This is a genomic window from Agrobacterium sp. fls2-241-TYG-188a, assembly GCF_030209845.1.
The window spans coordinates 1,270,467-1,289,310 of sequence record NZ_JARVRD010000002.1; the positions used below are offsets into that span (position 1 = coordinate 1,270,467).

General features: G+C 57.8%; 20 protein-coding genes. 4 read left to right on the forward strand and 16 right to left on the reverse strand.

Annotated features, from left to right (window positions below):
- Positions 1–108: 108 nt before the first annotated feature.
- The 3 genes from QRN85_RS12885 to QRN85_RS12895 all read left to right on the forward strand — a co-directional run bounded on the left by QRN85_RS12885 (position 109) and on the right by QRN85_RS12895 (position 2,123).
- On the forward strand, positions 109–291 hold the full coding sequence (locus QRN85_RS12885; protein ID WP_062589891.1) for a hypothetical protein: 183 nt from the start codon (positions 109–111) through the stop codon (positions 289–291).
- 96 nt (positions 292–387) lie between these two features.
- Entirely contained in the window at positions 388–1,128 is a 741-nt protein-coding gene (locus QRN85_RS12890) for a helix-turn-helix transcriptional regulator (RefSeq protein WP_284758395.1), read from the forward strand.
- A gap of 62 nt (positions 1,129–1,190) precedes the next feature.
- Positions 1,191–2,123, forward strand: coding sequence for a DMT family transporter (locus QRN85_RS12895; protein ID WP_284758397.1), 933 nt, complete (start codon positions 1,191–1,193; stop codon positions 2,121–2,123).
- A 136-nt stretch (positions 2,124–2,259) separates the two neighbouring features.
- Here the strand turns inward: QRN85_RS12895 and lipA are convergent, their stop codons facing one another.
- From lipA to ccoG, 13 genes are all read right to left on the reverse strand, one after another.
- Positions 2,260–3,231: a lipoyl synthase gene (gene lipA, locus QRN85_RS12900; protein ID WP_062589593.1), complete on the reverse strand. Its 972-nt coding sequence runs from the start codon at positions 3,229–3,231 to the stop codon at positions 2,260–2,262.
- A gap of 30 nt (positions 3,232–3,261) precedes the next feature.
- On the reverse strand, positions 3,262–3,510 hold the full coding sequence (locus QRN85_RS12905) for a GlsB/YeaQ/YmgE family stress response membrane protein (RefSeq protein ID WP_062589592.1): 249 nt from the start codon (positions 3,508–3,510) through the stop codon (positions 3,262–3,264).
- 79 nt (positions 3,511–3,589) lie between these two features.
- Entirely contained in the window at positions 3,590–5,035 is a 1,446-nt protein-coding gene (gene lpdA / locus QRN85_RS12910) for a dihydrolipoyl dehydrogenase (RefSeq protein ID WP_284758399.1), read from the reverse strand.
- A 120-nt stretch (positions 5,036–5,155) separates the two neighbouring features.
- On the reverse strand, positions 5,156–5,800 hold the full coding sequence (locus QRN85_RS12915) for an SGNH/GDSL hydrolase family protein (protein WP_062589590.1): 645 nt from the start codon (positions 5,798–5,800) through the stop codon (positions 5,156–5,158).
- A gap of 60 nt (positions 5,801–5,860) precedes the next feature.
- Positions 5,861–7,252, reverse strand: a complete 1,392-nt coding sequence (locus QRN85_RS12920; RefSeq protein ID WP_284758401.1) for a pyruvate dehydrogenase complex dihydrolipoamide acetyltransferase — start codon at positions 7,250–7,252, stop codon at positions 5,861–5,863.
- 15 nt (positions 7,253–7,267) lie between these two features.
- Positions 7,268–8,692 carry a pyruvate dehydrogenase complex E1 component subunit beta gene (locus tag QRN85_RS12925; protein WP_062589588.1) on the reverse strand — a complete coding sequence of 475 codons (1,425 nt, stop codon included), beginning with the start codon at positions 8,690–8,692 and terminating at the stop codon, positions 7,268–7,270.
- Positions 8,693–8,710: 18 nt separating this feature from the next.
- Positions 8,711–9,757 carry a pyruvate dehydrogenase (acetyl-transferring) E1 component subunit alpha gene (gene pdhA / locus QRN85_RS12930; RefSeq protein ID WP_112963590.1) on the reverse strand — a complete coding sequence of 349 codons (1,047 nt, stop codon included), beginning with the start codon at positions 9,755–9,757 and terminating at the stop codon, positions 8,711–8,713.
- A gap of 152 nt (positions 9,758–9,909) precedes the next feature.
- The gene (locus tag QRN85_RS12935) at positions 9,910–10,227 is read right to left on the reverse strand and encodes an FtsB family cell division protein (RefSeq protein ID WP_284758403.1); all 318 of its coding nucleotides are present in this window, start codon (positions 10,225–10,227) and stop codon (positions 9,910–9,912) included.
- A 168-nt stretch (positions 10,228–10,395) separates the two neighbouring features.
- Positions 10,396–11,832 carry an NADP-dependent phosphogluconate dehydrogenase gene (gnd, locus tag QRN85_RS12940; RefSeq protein ID WP_284758404.1) on the reverse strand — a complete coding sequence of 479 codons (1,437 nt, stop codon included), beginning with the start codon at positions 11,830–11,832 and terminating at the stop codon, positions 10,396–10,398.
- A gap of 127 nt (positions 11,833–11,959) precedes the next feature.
- Positions 11,960–12,115, reverse strand: a complete 156-nt coding sequence (gene ccoS, locus QRN85_RS12945) for a cbb3-type cytochrome oxidase assembly protein CcoS (protein ID WP_062589585.1) — start codon at positions 12,113–12,115, stop codon at positions 11,960–11,962.
- The gene (locus tag QRN85_RS12950) at positions 12,112–14,418 is read right to left on the reverse strand and encodes a cation-translocating P-type ATPase (protein WP_284758406.1); all 2,307 of its coding nucleotides are present in this window, start codon (positions 14,416–14,418) and stop codon (positions 12,112–12,114) included. Before QRN85_RS12950 ends, ccoS begins: the two co-directional genes overlap by 4 nt.
- The gene (locus QRN85_RS12955) at positions 14,415–14,915 is read right to left on the reverse strand and encodes a FixH family protein (RefSeq protein ID WP_112963592.1); all 501 of its coding nucleotides are present in this window, start codon (positions 14,913–14,915) and stop codon (positions 14,415–14,417) included. The genes QRN85_RS12950 and QRN85_RS12955 overlap by 4 nt, the downstream gene beginning before the upstream one ends.
- Positions 14,912–16,498, reverse strand: coding sequence for a cytochrome c oxidase accessory protein CcoG (ccoG, locus tag QRN85_RS12960; protein WP_284758408.1), 1,587 nt, complete (start codon positions 16,496–16,498; stop codon positions 14,912–14,914). The genes QRN85_RS12955 and ccoG overlap by 4 nt, the downstream gene beginning before the upstream one ends.
- Positions 16,499–16,616: 118 nt before the next feature.
- Between ccoG and QRN85_RS12965 the strand changes: the two genes are divergently transcribed.
- A complete protein-coding gene (locus tag QRN85_RS12965) occupies positions 16,617–17,018 on the forward strand; it encodes an SRPBCC family protein (RefSeq protein WP_113219469.1) in 402 nt (133 codons plus the stop codon).
- A gap of 56 nt (positions 17,019–17,074) precedes the next feature.
- On the opposite strand, the gene ccoP is transcribed toward QRN85_RS12965, so the two are convergent.
- Genes ccoP through ccoO form a run of 3 tightly spaced genes read right to left on the reverse strand, consistent with a single transcriptional unit; the run spans position 17,075 to position 18,836 of the window.
- On the reverse strand, positions 17,075–17,938 hold the full coding sequence (gene ccoP / locus QRN85_RS12970) for a cytochrome-c oxidase, cbb3-type subunit III (RefSeq protein ID WP_284758409.1): 864 nt from the start codon (positions 17,936–17,938) through the stop codon (positions 17,075–17,077).
- 2 nt (positions 17,939–17,940) lie between these two features.
- Positions 17,941–18,093 (reverse strand): CcoQ/FixQ family Cbb3-type cytochrome c oxidase assembly chaperone, encoded by a 153-nt coding sequence (locus QRN85_RS12975; RefSeq protein WP_062589580.1) that lies wholly within the window; start codon positions 18,091–18,093, stop codon positions 17,941–17,943.
- A gap of 11 nt (positions 18,094–18,104) precedes the next feature.
- The gene (ccoO, locus tag QRN85_RS12980; RefSeq protein WP_112963596.1) at positions 18,105–18,836 is read right to left on the reverse strand and encodes a cytochrome-c oxidase, cbb3-type subunit II; all 732 of its coding nucleotides are present in this window, start codon (positions 18,834–18,836) and stop codon (positions 18,105–18,107) included.
- Between the last annotated feature and the right edge of the window lie 8 nt (positions 18,837–18,844).

Here is an 18,844-nt window from a genome sequence, read left to right on the forward strand (position 1 = left end):
ATTGACTATTGCAACCTTATTGGGGCGGTTGCTATCTAGACGCAAGATTGATTGCAGCCGCGCGATGCAACCGAACAACCAGGCCACAGCGCCATGCAGAGTGACAAGATGGACGACTTTTCCAATATCATCAACCTTCTCGAATCCGCAAAGCAGCTCGCATCCATGAACAGTATGCCGGTATTGGCATACCTCATAGACGTAGCAAAATGCGAGGCGCGTGAGAACAAGCCAGTTTTGCGCAAACGCAAGCGCGGCGAGTCGACGGTAAAGCAGGAAGCAGAAGCCTGAGATTTCGGCTGGCGCTTTTGGCGACGGCATGAAATCATTAAGGAAAGCGTGGCCGCATCGCGGCCATCTTTCATTCGGGCCTGGGAGGAATATCGAATGCACGATGCGTCCGTCCACCTGCGCTCCTATCGCGGCAATCCGCCGGATGAAAGCCACCCCTTTGTGCAGATCGTCCTGCCCGTTGCCGGCACATTCGAAATAGACGTCGGCGGCCGCCAGAGCGCCCTTTCGCGCTCCATTGGCACTCTCATTTACAGGCAGACATCACATGAGCTGAGTTCGAGCGGCTTCAACCGTTCGCTCATTCTCGATATCGATGAACGGACCATCTCAGCACAGCTTCTGGACAAATTCTCTTCAAGCCCTTTTTTCGAGATCGGGCAGCGCACTGCCATGCTTTCACGGCATATGGCTGATGTCCTTCAAAAAGGTGAGCAGGACAAGACATCCGGCAACGCCTGGGCGCCAATCCTTATCGAAAGCCTGGCGGACGGCAAAGTCGACACGCTCACGCGGCTTCGCTCGCTGAGGGCGATGATCGAAATCGATCCCTTCATGCCGTGGAGCATCGAACGCATGGCAGATCATGTCGGCGTCAGCCTTAGCCGCTTGCAGGCAGTTTTCCGCGAGCAATTCGATGAAACGCCGCATCTTTGGCTCGCCAATCTACGTATGGAAAATATCTGCCGACTTCTGTCCAACTCGCCTTTGCCCATCGCAGAGATTGCAGACAGGGCAGGCTTTTCCGATCAGACCGCGCTGACCCGTGCCATGAAAAATGCCATTGGCACCACGCCCGCCGCCTATCGTCGCGCGTTTTCGCAACGACCGCAGTAGTTTATGTCAAGACAGCCCATCGCCGCCATGGCAGATAACGCCGGGCAACGAATGGACATGACATGAACAAGACAGGACTGGGCGTATTTTACGGAATGCTGGCGGGCGCGCTCTGGGGCGGGATTTTTCTGGCTCCAAAGCTGATCCCAGACGGTTTTACGCCCTTGCAGCTCTCAACCGCGCGGTACCTGACTTACGGCCTCTTCGCGCTGATCCTGATCGGCCCGAAGATCCGGCGTGTCGCATCGCGTTTTGGCAAAGCCGAATGGATCGCTCTGGGGTGGCTTAGTCTCATCGGCAATCTCGTTTATTACGTCCTGATTTCGACAGCGGTGCAACTGAGCGGCGTCGCCTTCACCTCCATCATCATCGGATTTCTGCCCGTGGCCGTTACCATTATCGGCAGCCGCGACCATGGCGCAGTCTCGCTCAAACGGCTTTGGCCCTCTCTTCTATTCGGAGCCATCGGCATTTTTGGCATTTCCTGGCAGTCGCTCTCGCAGGGCCAAGGCGCGTTCGATCTGACGCGCATTGTCGGCCTCGCCTGCGCGCTTGGAGCGCTCGCCTCCTGGACAGCCTTTGCAGTCGGCAATGCCCGCTGGTTGACGCGGCTGCATGATGTAAGCGCCGACGAATGGAACCTGATGACCGGCGTCGTGACCGGTGGCCTCGCCCTGCTGCTCGCCATCCCCGCCTTCGGCTTCAGCACAGATACTCACAGCGGCGCGGACTGGCTGCAATTCACCTCTGTCGCCATCGGCCTCGGCATCACCGCATCCATCCTCGGCAATGCGCTCTGGAACCGCATGAGCCGTCTGCTGCCGTTGACCATGGTCGGGCAGATGATCCTGTTCGAAACGCTGTTCGCCCTGCTCTACGGTTTCATCTGGGAGCAGCGCGGGCCGACACTGATCGAGAGTGCAGCGATTGTATCTGTTGTGGTGAGTGTGTTGCTATGTATGCGGGCGCACCGGCCGGCGAAGGCAAATGGGTGATTTGCTTGGCTACGTCACCCCGCACTTGATGCGGGGTCCAGTGACCTGACGCCTGTCAGGTCAAAAGACTTACTCGCGCCGCAGACGTGGCGCGACTGGATACCGGCTCAAGGCCGGTATGACGGAGGAAAAAACCTTACTCAGCCGCAGCCAGAAGCTTTCTCTCGCGGTTGGCACGCAGCCGTTCGAAGTCATCGCCGGCATGGTGCGAAGAACGCGTCAGCGGGCTGGACGAAACCATCAGGAAGCCCTTGGTATAGGCAATCGTCTCGTAGGATTTGAATTCCTCAGGCGTGACGAATTTTTCGACCTTGTGGTGCTTGCGCGTCGGCTGCAGATACTGGCCGATGGTCAGGAAGTCGACATCTGCTGTGCGCAGGTCATCCATCAACTGCAACACTTCATTGCGCTCTTCACCGAGGCCAACCATGATGCCCGACTTGGTGAACATTGTCGGGTCCAGTTCCTTCACGCGCTGCAGCAGACGCACGGAATGGAAGTAGCGGGCGCCGGGGCGAACGGTCAGATAGTTGCCTGGAACGGTTTCCATATTGTGGTTGAACACGTCAGGCTTTGCAGCAACGACACGCTCCAGTGCGCCGGGCTTCTTCAGGAAATCAGGCGTCAGAATTTCAATCGTGGTGTTGGGTGAAGCGGCACGAATAGCCCAGATCACCTTCTCGAAATGCTCCGCACCGCCGTCTTCCAGGTCGTCGCGGTCAACCGAGGTAATAACAACATGGCTCAGGCCCATCTGCTTGACGGCCTTGGCGACGTTTTCAGGCTCCAGCATATCGAGCGCATTCGGCTTGCCGGTCGAGACATTGCAGAAGGCGCAGGCACGGGTGCAGATTTCGCCCATGATCATGAAGGTGGCGTGCTTCTTTTCCCAGCATTCGCCGATATTTGGACAGCCCGCTTCCTCGCACACCGTGACCAGCTTGTGGGAACGAACGAGCTCGCGCGTTTCATGGTAGCCCTTGGACGTCGGCGCCTTCACGCGAATCCATTCCGGCTTGCGCATGACTTCCGTGTCTGGACGATGCGCCTTCTCCGGGTGACGGATACGCTTTTCGTCCAGTGCTGTCCTGTCGAGAATAGTGACCATAGAAACCTGCTTCCACCGTAACGATACGGTCTAACGCCTTACCAGCTTTGCCAGAAATAACAGAAGGCTTGCGCCCAGGAAAGATGTGACGAAATAGCCGAGGCGGCTATCCTGAACGAACACGTCGAACGTCCGCAACACGGCAACTGCAACGACCGAACCGACGATACCCAGTACGATATTCATGAAAATGCCAAAGCGCATATCCATGAGCTTGCCTGCAAGCCAACCGGCCAGACCGCCGATGAATATTGCCGCTATCCAGCCTACACTTTCCATCTTCAAACTCCGTCAACCGACATTGGACGACATATGGTGTACCCGGCCTCGCAAGGCAATGCCGGGTACGGCCAGGCTGTTATGCGTTCAGCACGCGTCCATAGGCGTCCAGCACGCTTTCCTTCATCATTTCAGACAACGTCGGATGCGGGAAGATCGTGTGCATCAGCTCTTCTTCGGTCGTCTCAAGGTTCATGGCAACCACGAATCCCTGAATGAGTTCAGTGACTTCCGCACCCACCATATGCGCGCCGATCAGCTCGCCAGTCTTCTTGTCGAAGATGGTCTTGACCATGCCCTGATCTTCACCGAGCGCGATCGCCTTGCCGTTGGCCGCGAAGGAATAACGGCCAACGCGGATTTCGCGGCCCTGCTCCTTCGCCTTGGCTTCCGTCAGGCCGACCGAAGCGACCTGCGGGTTGCAGTAGGTGCAGCCGGGAATCTTCAGCTTGTCCATGGGGTGAACCTTCGGCAGACCGGCAATCTTTTCGATGCAGATCACGCCTTCATGCTCAGCCTTGTGCGCCAGCATCGGTGGGCCGGCGACATCGCCGATGGCGTAGAGGCCGGGAACATTGGTCTTGCCGTAGCCATCAATGACCACGCAGCCGCGGTCCGTTTTGACGCCCAGCGCTTCCAGACCGAGATTTTCGATGTTGCCCTGTACGCCGACAGCCGAGATCAGGCGATCTGCGGTAATCTTTTGAACCTTGCCGTCCTTGGTCTCGACATGGGCCGTGATCGAGTCCGAACCCTTCTCAACCTTGGAAACCTTGGCTTCGGTGATGATCTTCAGTCCACGCTTTTCCAGCTGCTTGCGGGCGAAGGCCGAGATTTCGGCATCTTCGACAGGCATGACATTGGCCATGAGTTCAACGACCGTCACATCCACGCCCATGGAGCGGTAGAAGGACGCGAATTCGATGCCGATTGCGCCAGAGCCCATGACGACGATGGACTTCGGCATGAAATCAGGCTTCATCGCTTCAAAGTAGGTCCAGATCAGTTTGCCATCCGGCTCGATGCCGGGCAGAGCACGTGGACGTGCGCCGGTCGCAACGATGATGTGCTTGGCCGTATAGGTGCCCTCGCCCAGAACGCCCTTCGGAACAGGGTTCTGCGGCTGAACGATTGGCTTGGAAATCTTGCCGACGACGATTTCGTTCGGCTTTGTCAGCTTGGCTTCGCCCCAGATGACGTCGATCTTGTTCTTCTTCATCAGGAAGGCGACGCCGCCATTGAGGCGCGCGGAAACGCCACGCGAACGGGCAACGACTTCCTTCACGTCAGGCGTGATGGTGCCTTCCAGCTTCAAGCCGTAATTCTTGGCATGATGAGCATTATCAAGCACTTCGGCAGAACGCAGCAGCGCCTTGGTGGGAATGCAGCCCCAGTTCAGGCAGATGCCGCCCAGATGCTCGCGCTCCACGATTGCCGTCTTGAGGCCCAGTTGGGCGGCGCGGATGGCAGTGACGTAACCGCCAGGACCCGAACCGATGATGATGACGTCATAAGACTGAGCCATGTCTGTTTCCTGCCTTTGTCTTCTTGAGGGCGAAACCATGCCGCCGCTTCAGTCGATTTGTCTTAATATCGTGACGCGTCGTGCTGTCCAGAAACCGCTTCCGGTTTCCGTGCCGACGCACTAAATTCCAAGCATCATGCGAACGACGGGCTCCAGCCCACGACCAATCGCACGTGTATTTTCGGCATCCAGATGGACGCCGTCGACGGGCGTCGTTACCGCAACGGAAGCGGCGTCGAAAAAGCCGCAACCCTTTTCATCCGCCAGATCGCGGTAAAGCGAACCCATCATCTGCGATTGCTCGATGGCGCCTGCGAACATGGCCGCAAACATCTCATTGCCGGTTTCGCAAATATGCGGTGCGGAGACGATCAGAATTTCCGGCTGTTCGCAGTCGAACGACCAGACGTGGCTGCGCACCAGATTGATGAGCCGCTCGACACCCTTCACCGCACCAATGGCATTGCCGCTGCCGATGCCGCGTTTCAGATCATTCGTGCCCAGCATGATGATGACGAGATCAAGAGGGCCGTGACTGTGCAGCAATGTTGGCAGAATGCGCGCACCATTGCGGTCGCTATCGGAAAGATGGTCGTCGTAAGCCGTGGTTCTACCGTTCAGCCCTTCGGCAATGACATTGACGTCAGCACCGAGCGCCTTTTGCAAAACGCTGGGCCAGCGATCTTCAAAGGCATGACGCCCAAGATTTTCGGCGTCGAAACCCCATGTCAGACTGTCACCATAGCACAGAACGGTTTTCGTCACGTCCAACTCCTCGATTGGAGCGAGCCGAAAACCGTCATCCGGCTTTCGGCTCCCCGGTTTTTAGACCAACATGCCCATCGGGTTTTCGATGTAGCGCTTGAAGGCAGACGCAAGTTCTGCACCCAGCGCACCGTCGATGACGCGGTGGTCGAAGGCGAAGGTCGCTGTCATGACCGTGCCCACTTCAATCTTGCCGCCACGGACAACCGGCTTCTCGACGCCAGCGCCGATGGAGACGATGGATGCCTGTGGCAGGTTGACGATGGAGGTGAAGGAAGAAACGCCGAACATGCCGAGGTTGGACACCGATGTCGTGCCGCCCTGATATTCTTCCGGCTTCAGCTTCTTGTCACGCGCACGCTTGGCAAGATCCTTGACCTCGTTGGAGATGGCGGAAAGCGTCTTCGTCTCGGCGTTGCGGACAATCGGCGTGATCAGACCGTCCGGGATCGACACGGCAACACCGACATCGGCGTGCTTGTGCAGAACACGGGCCGTAGATGTCCAGGAGGCGTTCGCCATTGGAACATCACGCAGCGCAAGCGCCATTGCCTTGATGATGAAGTCGTTGACGGAAAGTTTGAAGGCTGGAACCTCGCCCTTTTCGGTCTTCTTCACCGGCGCAGACGCATTGATCTCGGCGCGCAGCTTCAGCATCGCATCGAGTTCGCATTCCATCGAGACCGTGTAGGACGGAACGGTCTGGGTGGACTCCGTCAGGCGCGACGCGATCGTCTTGCGCATACCGTCATGCGGCAGAAGCTCGTAGGAACCTTCTGCAAACAGCTTGAGGATGTTTTCGTCGGATGCACCCTTGGCAGGAGCCGGAGCGGCAGCACCAGCGGACTGCGCAGCTGCAGGAGCAGCCTTTGCACCGCCGGAAGCAGCCGCCTTTTCGACGTCGGTCTTGACGATACGGCCATGCGGGCCGGAGCCAGACACGGCGGACAGATCAAGGCCGGCATCCTTTGCCAGACGGCGCGCCAGCGGAGACGCAAAGATGCGCTCGCCGGATTTAGAGACAGGCGCTGGCGTCGAAGGTGCTGGACCCTGGTCGGCGATGGGCTTGTCAGCCTTTGCCGGCGCAGCTTCCGCCTTGTCTTCCTTCGGCGCTTCGGCCTTGGCAGCTTCCTGCTTCGGAGCCTCTGCCTTGGCTTCTGCCTTTGCAGGCGCAGCATCGCCGCCCTTGGCGGCGTCAGCTACGTCTTCGCCTTCAGCGGCCAGAATGGCGATCAGGGCATTGACCTTGACCGCTTCCGTACCGGCTGGAACGACGAGCTTTGCGACAGTGCCTTCGTCCACGGCTTCCACTTCCATGGTCGCCTTGTCGGTCTCGATCTCGGCAATCACATCGCCGGGAGCAACCTTATCGCCTTCCTTGACCAGCCACTTGGCCAGATTGCCCTCTTCCATCGTCGGCGAAAGGGCAGGCATGGTAATGTTGATAGGCATCGAAACGCCCTCCCCTTATTTGTAGCAGACGGTTTTGACCGCCTGAACGACTTCGTCGACGTTCGGCAAAGCCAGCTTTTCGAGGTTCGCAGCATAGGGCATCGGAACGTCCTTGCCAGCAATCGTCAGGATCGGCGCATCGAGATAATCGAATGCAGCGCGCTGAACGCTGTTGGAAATGAAGTCACCGACCGATGACTGCGGGAAGCCTTCTTCCACGGTCACCAGACGACCGGTCTTCTTGACGGATTCGATAACCGTCGGAAGATCCATCGGACGGATGGTGCGCAGATCGATCAGTTCGACATCGATGCCGAGCTTTTCGAGTTCTGCAACAGCCTTGACGGCGTAGGTCATGCCGATACCGAAGGAAACGATTGTCGCATCCTTGCCCTTGCGGTGAATGCGCGCCTTGCCGATCGGCAGAACGAAATCGTCCATCTTCGGAACTTCGAAGCTCTGACCATACAGAATTTCGTTTTCGAGGAAGATGATCGGGTTCGGATCGCGGATGGCAGCCTTCAAGAGACCCTTCGCATCAGCAGCCGTGTACGGCATGATGACCTTGAGGCCCGGAATGTGGCTGTACCATGCGGCGTAGCACTGCGAGTGCTGGGCGGCCACGCGGGCAGCAGCGCCCGAAGGACCACGGAACACCATCGGCGCGCCCATCTGACCACCAGACATGTAGAGCGTCTTGGCAGCAGAGTTGACGATCTGGTCGATCGCCTGCATGGCGAAGTTGAATGTCATGAATTCAACAATCGGGCGCAGACCCGTCATCGCCGCACCGACGCCGATACCGGCAAAGCCATGTTCGGTGATAGGCGTATCGATAACGCGCTTGGCGCCGAATTCCTGCAGCAGGCCCTGAGTGATCTTGTAGGCGCCCTGGTATTCAGCAACTTCTTCACCCATGACGAAGACGTTTTCGTCAGAGCGCATTTCTTCGGCCATCGCATCGCGCAGCGCTTCACGCACTGTCTGCGTCACGAACTCGGTGCCCTCAGGAATATCAGGATCGGCAGCAACTTCGATCTTCGGCGCAGCCGGAACCTTGGCTGCTTCCTTGGAAGCGGAAGGTTCTTCGCTGGCTTCGCGGGTCTTGCCGCCAGCAGCGTCAGAACCGGAATTGGCAGCGTCCGCCTTCGGCGCTTCCTTGCTTGCGGAAGAGGACGACATGTCGTCAGCGCTTTCGCCTTCCTGAAGCAGCACGGCAATGGCAGTGTTGACCTTGACGCCTTCGGTGCCGGCTTCGATCAGCAGCTTGCCAATCGTGCCTTCATCGACGGCTTCGACTTCCATCGTTGCCTTGTCAGTTTCGATTTCAGCGATCACGTCGCCGGAGGTAACCTTGTCACCCTCTTTCTTCAGCCATTTGGAAAGCTTGCCTTCCTCCATGGTCGGGGAAAGGGCGGGCATGAGAATTTCTATAGGCATGATATCTCCCTTCCCAAATCAGAGCAGAATGTCGGTGTAGAGCTCGGATACATCCGGCTCCGGATCGTTCTGGGCGAACTCGGCGCTATCGGCCACGATGTCACGAACATCCTTGTCGATTGCCTTCAGCTCATCCTCAGTGGCCCAACCCTTTTCAAGGAGTCGTGCCTTCACCTGCTCGATTGGGTCATGTTCCGCGCGCATCTTCTGCACTTCGTCCTTGGAACGGTACTTGGCCGGGTCGGACATGGAGTGACCGCGGTAGCGATAGGTCAGCATTTCCAGAATGATCGGACCCTTGCCGGAACGGCAATGTTCCAGCGCCTCGTCGGCCGCAGCCTTGACGGCGCGAACGTCCATGCCATCCACCTGCATACCGGGAATGCCGAAGCCAGAACCGCGCAGCGAGTAGTTGGACTGCGCCGTGGCGCGGGCTGTCGACGTACCCATCGCATAATGGTTGTTTTCGACGATATAAACGATCGGAAGCTTCCAGAGAGCAGCCATGTTGAAGCTCTCATAAACCTGGCCCTGGTTGGCCGCACCGTCACCGAAGTAGGCGACGGACACATTGTCATTGCCGCGATACTTGTTGGCGAAGGCAAGACCGGTTCCGAGCGAAACCTGTGCGCCAACGATGCCATGGCCGCCGTAGAAATGCTTTTCCTTGGAGAACATGTGCATGGAGCCACCCTTGCCCTTGGACAAGCCGCCCTGGCGTCCGGTCAGCTCGGCCATGACGCCACGCGCGCTCATGCCAGCAGCCAGCATGTGGCCGTGGTCACGGTAAGCGGTGATGACCTGATCGCCTTCCTTCTGCGACATCTGCATGCCGACAACAACAGCTTCCTGGCCGATGTAGAGGTGACAGAAGCCGCCGATGAAGCCCATGCCGTAAAGCTGGCCGGCCTTTTCTTCGAATCGACGGATCAGCAGCATCTCGCGATATGCGTGCAGCTCCTCATCCTGGCCGAAGTCCGGCGTATTCTTGCCGGTAAATTCCTTGCCGGCAGTCTTTGCCGTGGTCTTGCGGCCGGATACGGTCGCGGTTTTTCGCGGCGCCATTCATCCCTCCCTGAGTTGCCATTAGAATGGTTGGATTGGGGGGCACCATATGCAAGAAAAGTGAAAGCAGCAATGCCATAAACGCATGGCTCGTATTCTGCCTAAGTTGCTGTGAATAAATTATAAAACTCGATTAACCAGAATCCGGTTAATCAGAAATAGGTGTTCATGATGACGATTTCATCGGCACGAGACATGTTCAGCTGGTAGCGGGATATCTCATCGATCATGTCACGCTCGAGCGATCCATCACTCATCAACTCGACCTGCCGCTCCAAGGCGACGCGGCCCTTTGTAAGCTTCGCAAGCTCGGCAGTTCTGGCAATGCGCTGGCGCTCCAGCCGCTCCGTGGCCTGAAGCCCGAAATCGCCATGGATGCAATGATAACCGAAATAGGAAAGAAAAGCGACGGTGATTGCCGGTACGACAAGACGGCCAAAACGTCTCTTCTTGTGATGCTTGGTCCACATACTCTTAAAACAGCCTTCAAACGCGTTACTGGGAATCACATTAGCCGCATTTGTTTAACCATCCGTTGACCTTAACCGCGCCTGTCGCCAAAGGCGCAGCTTTCGGAAAAGAAAAAGCCCCCGATGTCTTGCGGCATCGAGGGCTTCTTGTTTTCAGGTGACTTTCACTCAGGACTGGAAGATATCCAGACCACTGCCCCATGGGCCGTGCGGCTTGTCTACGCCGTCGGTCCGCTCGAAACCATGCGCGCCAAAGAAGTCACGCTGTGCCTGGATCAGGTTTGCGCTGCCACGTGCACGGCGATAGGCGTCGAAATAGCCGAGAGCCGATGCCAGCGCCGGAACCGGCAGACCCGATAGCACGGCGTGTGAAACAACGCGGCGCAGAGGCGCATCTGTATCCTTTACCATCTGCGCAAAGGCAGGCGTGACGATCAGGTTTGCGACATGCGGGTCCTTGGTAAAGGCGGAGGTGATTTCATCCAGGAACTGCGAACGGATGATGCAGCCTGCGCGCCAGATGCGCGCAATGGTCGGCATGGGAAGATCCCAGCCAAACTCCTTGGAAGCAGCCGACATAACGGCAAAGCCCTGCGCATAGGCGCCGATCTTTGCGGCCAGAAGCGCGTTTTCAAGATCGGCAATGAATGCCTTCTTGTCGGCAGGCGCGGGCAGCGTAGCAGGCAGACCCAGAATGGTCTCAGCGGAAACACGCTCTTCTTTCTGCGAGGACAGAATGCGGGCAGCGACAGCCGCTTCGATGGCCGTTGCGGCGACACCCATGTTCTGTGCTTCGATGACAGACCACTTACCGGTGCCCTTCTGGCCAGCCTTGTCCAGAATGAGATCCACCATCGGCTTGCCGGTGATGGGGTCTGCGGCGCGAAGAACCTTCTCGGTGATTTCGATGAGATAGGAGTTCAGACGACCCTTGTTCCACTCACCGAAGACATCGGCAATTTCTGCGGCGCTAAGCTTCAGACCGTCGCGCAGGATGCCGTAGATTTCGGCAATCATCTGCATGTCGGCATATTCGATGCCGTTGTGGATGGTCTTGACGAAGTGACCGGCACCGTCATTGCCCAGCCATGCAACGCAGGGCTCATTGTCGTACTTGGCCGAAATGGAGGTCAGCACCTTTTCAACGCGCTTCCAGCTCTCTTCGGTACCGCCGACCATGATGGATGGTCCGTGGCGCGCACCCTCTTCACCGCCGGATACGCCCATGCCGATGAAGGTCAGGTCGGTATCTTCAAGGGTTTCGAAGCGGCGAATCGTGTCACGGAAATTGGCATTGCCCGCATCGATCATGATGTCGCCGTTTTCGAGATGCGGCTTGAGCATTTCCATCTGCTGATCGACCGGATCGCCAGCCTTGATCATGATGATGATCGGGCGCGGAGGGCGAATGGCAGCAATGAATTCCTCGATGGTTTCGCAAGGAATGATCTGCCCCTGCAACGCGCCGGCATCGGCGTAGAATTTTTTCGTGACTTCCGGGGTTCGGTTGAAAACAGCAATTTTGTTGCCTTTTTCCGCGATGTTGAGCGCGAGGTTCGACCCCATTACGCCAAGACCGATCAAACCGATTTCTGCCTGTTCCACGGATGTGCCTCCATATTTCATATAACGGCGGATGTTGTGGCACTCTAATGTGAAAACGGCAAGGCTACAGCGATCTCAAACGATTAAATTTTGATGACGCAGGTCAGCTTTGCAATAAGACGTTCTCTCACAGTGCTGGCCTGTCATCTCCATCATCCAGTGCCCGCCAGGCAGAGCCATCCATGTCGTCATACTGGCCGCTCTTGAGTGACCACAGAAACGCGAACAACCCCAGCCCGCCAAGGAAAAGCGCAACGGGAATGAGATAGACCAGCATGTTCATGCGTAACGCGCCTCCGCATTTTGGCTTCCAGCGGCGTTGGTGGCCACCGCCTCTTCCGGAGCCGTCAGGTTTCTTGCACTGTTGAGGCGCAGCGCGTTGGCAACCACGATGATTGAAGACGTGGACATGGCAATGGCCGCGATCATGGGCGTGGCAAAGCCGGCAAGCGCGATCGGCACGGCCAGCACGTTGTAGCCGATGGCGAGCGCGAAGTTCTGACGGATGAGCTGTCCCGCTTTCTTAGACGTATCGATCGCCAGCGCCACAGCCCGCAAATCGTCGCGCATGAACACGAAATCCGCCGCCTGTCGGCCAATATCTGCGGCTGTCGCGGGCGCCATCGACACATGCGCAGCGGCAAGGGCCGGAGCGTCATTGATGCCATCTCCTACCATCAAGACCTTGCGCCCTGCTCTTGCTAGCTCGGCGCAGCGATTGGCCTTGTCTGCGGGCGACAGCGCGCCCTGCCCGGCATCGACCCCGACGCGCGACGCAAGTGCCGCGACGGCTGCGGGCCTGTCTCCAGATACGATCTGCGTTGCGAACCCGTCCTGATGGAGTTGCGCGATGGCCGCTGCCGCACCCGGCCTGATACTGTCTTCAAACAGGAATTGCGCCATCTCCTGCCCGTCGCGTGACAGCACCACCTCTGATGTCGAAGCCCGGTCATCTTCCTTCACGGGAACGTCGGGACATGCAAAGCGGCGATTGCCAAGGCGGTAGAGGCCGGATGGCGTCTTTACTTCGACGCCCGACCCCGGAATTTCGCTGACATCGTCAAACACTGCATAGGTGCCGGTGACTTCACGGCAAAGGCTCTGCGAAAGCGGATGGCGCGAATGAATGGCAATGCCAGCAGCAAGCCGCATCGTCTCCGGAGAAATCCGGCCACCATTCACCAGTTGTGGTTGGCCAAGCGTCAACGTGCCGGTCTTGTCAAACAGAACGGTATCGGCCTCGGCCAGTCGCTCCATGGCGGAACCGTCCTTCACCATGATGCCATTCTTGAACAGGTGCCCGGCGGCAACCACCTGCACCACGGGCACCGCAATACCAAGCGCGCAGGGGCAGGTAATGATCAGCACCGAAATCGCAATCAGCATTGCCTGCTTCCAGTCTCCACCGAGAACGCCCCAGGCGATGAAGGAAACGATGGCCAGCAGATGCACCACCGGTGAATAATATTGCGCGGCCCGGTCCGCCAGACGGCGATATCGCGCGCGTCCACCCTCTGCCGCTTCCATGAGGCCGATGATTTCGGAAAGAAACGAATCGCGGGCAAGCGCCGTCGCTTCCATGATGAGCGGTCCGGTCAGGTTCATCGTTCCAGCCTGAACGATATCCCCCGGCCGCACGATGCGCGGTGCGCTCTCACCATTGGCGATGGACACATCGAGATCGCTGCTGCCGCTGACAATCTTCCCGTCAACCGGTATCCGGTCACCGACGGAGATTGCGACCCGGTCACCCGGCATAATATCGCTGACGGGGCGGTATTCCCTGCTGTCATCGGGCAGAAGCACCGTGGCACCACGCGGCGACAACCTCGCCAGCCCGGCAATGGCCGAGCGCGCCCTGTCTCTCATGACGTGGTCCAGCGTGCGCCCGATCAGGAGGAAAAACAACAGGGATACCGTCGCATCAAACCAGGCATGGGCACCGCTGTGCATCGTTTCCCAGATCGAAACGCTGTAGGACAGCGTAATCGCCAGCGCAATCGGCACATCCATGTTGGTGCGACCGTGTTTCAAGGCATTATAGGCGGAGCTGTAAAAGAAACGGCCACCGTAAATCAGGGCGGGCGCAGCAATAAGTGCCGATATCCAGTGAAACATGTCCCGCGTTGCCGCATCCGCGCCGGACCAGACAGAGATCGACAGAAGCATGATGTTGACGGCAGCAAAGCCGGTAAGTCCGACAGCGCGGATCAACTGATTGCGCAATTCATCCGAGGCTTCCTCAGCGGAACTGAAAAGATGCGTCTCATATCCCGTCGATGCAACGGCGCGGGCAATATCGGCGGGGTCGGTACTGAGACCGTCCACCTTTTCCTTCCAGACCACGGAAACCCGCTTTGACGAAAGATTGACCCTGGCGCGCTCCACCTGCGGCAAGCGGACAAGCGCGCTCTCAAGCGTGGTGATACAGGCACCGCAATAGACCGCCGGGACGGAAAGATCAGTCTGTCGCAACCCCTGCCCCAGATCGCGGCTTGCCAGCATCAGTTCTTCTGAGGAAGGCAGGGCCCGCTTCAGTCCCGCCTGTTCGAGAGCCATCTCTGTGCCGGGCGCGCAGCAGCTCATCTCACACCTCCGGCAATGTCGATGCGCGTTCCTTCGTGGACGATGATGGCGCCGTTCTTGACGGCTGTCGCCTCGACAATCCAGTCCCCGGCGGCAAGCTCATGTTGCGCAATGAAAGTGTTGGAGGATTTCTTTTCCATGTTGAGCGAAAAATCCTGCCTTTCACCCACAGGCCGCCGAAAGTTCAATGTCACGGCGTCCGTATCGATTGCCCCGCGCTGCGGATGCGAAACGATGTATTGGATTGTTGTTCCGTCTATCTGCAATTTTCCGACGATGCCGCTTGCAGCACGCGCTTTTGCGGCTTCTGCCTTGCCGTTGAATTGCTGGCTGGCGACATAGGTGTTCTGCACCACAAGGCCGCTCCAGCTTGTCACCGCATTCCAGGCCATGGTTACATTCACAGAAATCACGGTGCCGAAGAACAGCAGCATGATGATCAGCATGTGCCAGCCGGTGAAAACGAAATGTTGCTTTTCGCTTGGCTTAGCGCTCATTTCTTTGCTCCCGGACCGTTGAATACGGCCTTGTAATGGGCGGTTTCGGAGTATTCCCCGTCAACCGCTATGAAGTTGAAATCCTCTGTCGGCTTCACGGAAGCACCGCTCGGCAGCGTCACGAAAACCCGCAGATTGGTGACTTCGTCTGGCTTGACGTCGATCGTGAAGGACCGCGAAGGCGTGTTGGAAAGCCCGTTGATCTTCATCACAGCCTCCGGCAATCCATCCAGCGAAAACGTGATGGTGCGTGGCTGGGCAATCATGTTCAGCAGCCGAACGGTATAGCCGTTGCGGATAGAGCCATCGGATTCCATGACATATTGCGGATTGCGATCATGCAGAACGTTGACGGACAGGCGTTCGCGCGTTGCCAATGTCACCAGCATGACAACGCCGACCAGACACCACACGGTCATGTAAAATACCGTGCGTGGGCGGAAGATGATGCGCCAGTCGAAATGCCTGATGGTATCGACAAAGCTGCCATCGGCGTTGCGCACATTGGAAGGGCGGATTTCGTGGGCGCCGCCACCGGTCGCCAGCGCCATGTTCGATTCGTATTCGTTGAGCGTCGCATAGGCGATAAGCCCGCGCGGCTTGGAAAGCTTGTCCATCACACCGTCACAGGCATCGATACACAAGGCGCAGGTGATGCATTCCAGCTGCTGCCCGTCCCTGATGTCGATGCCCATGGGACAGACCGCAACACAGGCGTTACAGTCCACGCAATCGCCCACCGGTTCGCCAGCGGCAATCGCCTTTTTCGCATGGCGCGAGCGATTTTCGCCACGCCAGTCATTGTAGGTCACGACAAGCGAATGCTCATCCAGCATCGCCGCCTGGATACGCGGCCAGGGGCACATATAGGTGCATACCTGTTCCCGCATCAGCCCACCGAGCACATAGGTCGAAGCGGTCAGCGTGGCGACGGTGTAATAGGCGATCATAGCCGCCTGCCCCGTCATGAACTGCATGGCAAGCGTCGGTGCATCCGCAAAATAGAAAATCCACGCGCCGCCAGTCAAAACGCCGATGACGAGCCATATCGAATGCTTGAGCACGCGCTTCTTGATCTTGTCGAATGTCCACGGCCCGGCATCCAGCTTCATGCGGGCGTTTCTGTCACCCTCCACCGCGCGCTCGACCACCAGAAACAGATCGACCCACACCGTCTGCGGACAGGTGTAGCCGCACCATGCGCGCCCGACGGCCGATGTCAGCAGAAACAGCCCGAACCCCGCCATCACAAGCAATCCGGCGACGTAATAGAATTCCTGAGGCCAAATTTCGATGAAGAAGAAATAGAACCGGCGGTTGGCAATATCGACAAGCACTGCCTGGTCCGGCGCGTAAGGTCCACGATCCCAGCGGATCCAGGGCGTCAGATAGTAGATGCCGAGCGTGATCAGCATCACGATCCATTTGAACCGCCGGAACCGGCCTTCCGCCCGCTTCGGAAATATCTTTCGCCGCGCCTCGTAAAGCGGTTGCCTGATCTTTGCAGAGTTCACAGGCTGGGCATTCAATCTTTCGACTGTGCCTGCGGTGATTTCGTCCTGTCCGGCGCTATATATATTCATTGTCTCGGGGGTCCGGTTTTGTACCCTTGCGTTCTGACACTTCGCCGGGCAACCATCCTTGACTTAGGTCAAATCGAGACAAAGTAGCGCAGGCCGCCAGGTCGCCGGAGGAACAGGCATGTCCGTCATGGAATCGAAAATCATTCACCTCTCGATAGAGCGTCCGTGGAAGGAGGTTTACGCCTTCGCATCCGACCCTGTCAGGATGCCGGAATGGGCAGGCGGTCTTGCCAATGGCTTGAGAAAGGACGGCGAGGAATGGATAGCGACGGGTCCGCTCGGTGCGGCGCGCATCGCCTTTGCGCCACTTAATGATTACGGCGTGATCGACCACATCGTCACGCTGCCGAATGGATCGAAGGTCTTCAATGCACTGCGTGTCATGCCGAATGGGGATGGTGCGGAGATCGCCTTCACGCTGCTGAGGCAACCCCAGATGACGCAGGCCGATTTCGAGCAGGATGCGGCGGCAGTACTGGCGGACCTCAACACGTTAAAGGCAATGCTTGAGCGCCCATAAGAGCAAATATGGAAAGGGCCGCACGTGGCGGCCCTTTCTGTTCCGGGTGGTCCTCGTTATTCTCCACCACCCAGAGAATGTACGAACAATGTCAACTGCTTGACTGTCGTATCGCCAAGTCTTGCGCCCCAGGCGGGCATCACGCCGTGCTTTGGCAAGCGCACCTGTGCAGCAACGCCATCTTCACCATGAGATTTCAGCCAGATCGAGTCCGCAAGATTGGGCGCACCCATGTCGCGGTTACCCTTGGCATCTTCACCATGGCAGGACGCACAGTTGTCAGCGAAAATCTGGGCACCAGGCGCAACCAGAGAAGCATCGTGCGGCGTTCCGTTCAGGCTCACCACATAGGCTGCAACCTCACGGATTTCGTCATTTTTCAGCATTTCTCCAAAGGCCGGCATTTCAGAAAGCCGCGTATCGCTATCCTCGGTAAAACGAATGCCGTGGGTGATGGTGGTCTGGATGTCGCCAACCTTTCCGCCCCAGAGCCAATCATCGTCGTTGAGGTTGGGATAACCGTTGCCACCTTCAGCACCAGAGCCATGGCACTGGATGCAGTTGATCTTGAAGGCAGCGGCACCGCCCGCAACGGCAAACTGCATGAGTTCGCTGTTGGCCTGGATTTCTTCGAGCGAAGACGACGCGATCTTGTCCAGATAGACATTCTGCGCAGCTTTCGCATCGGCGCTTTCCGCAACGAACTCCGCCCGGCTGTGCCAGCCAAGAAGCCCTTGGGTGCTGCCGCTGATCAAAGGCCATGCCGGAAAGGCGATGGTATAGGCAATACCCCACAGGATCGTGGCGTAGAAGGTCCACACCCACCAGCGTGGCATGGGATTGTTGAGCTCGCGGATGCCATCCCACTCGTGACCGGTGGTTTCGACGCCGCTGATATCGTCAATGTGTTTTTCGGACATGATCAGTCCTCCTTGAGCGGGATGCTGGCGGCATCGTCAGCGAATTTTTTCGATCCGGGTCGCAGCGTGAAGACCACGACACCGGCAAAGAACAGGGTCATGACGAGCAGGCCCCAGCTATCGGCGAAGTGCCGCATGGCGGTATAGGTTTCCATGATGCTTCCCCTTACCGATAACCGGCGGCATCGTCATAGGTCGAGAAATCGACCAGCGTGCCGAGCATTTGCAGATAGGCCACCAGCGCATCCATCTCCGTGACCTTTGACGGGTCGCCATCGAAGTCACCGACTTTCGCCTTGGGGTATCGCGCCTCAAGTCCCGATGCATCGGCGTTGGGATCAGCCTGCGCCTTAAGGTCGGCAGATGCGTTTTCAATCATCTCGTCGCTGTAGGGCACGCCGACGGCACGGTTGGATTTCAACTCCATCGCAACATCGGTGATCTGCAGCGGTGTCGACTTCAGGAACGAATAGCTTGGCATGACCGACTCAGGCACGACGGCCCGAGGCTCCACCAGATGCTGAACATGCCACTCGTTCGAATAGCGACCGCCAACGCGCGCAAGGTCTGGCCCCGTGCGCTTGGAACCCCACTGGAACGGGTGGTCGTACATGCTTTCCGCTGCAAGGCTGTAGTGACCATAGCGTTCGACCTCGTCACGGAAGGGACGGATCATCTGGCTATGGCAGACATAACAGCCTTCGCGGATGTAAATGTTGCGACCGGCCAGTTCCAGCGGTGCGTAAGGACGCATCCCTTCCACTTTCTCGATGGTGTTTTCGAGGTAGAAGAGTGGAGCGATTTCCACGATACCGCCGATGGCAACCACAGCCAGTGAACCAACAAGCAGCAAGGTCGCGTTTCGTTCGATGACACCGTGTTTTTCAAGAATAGACATCGTTGAAA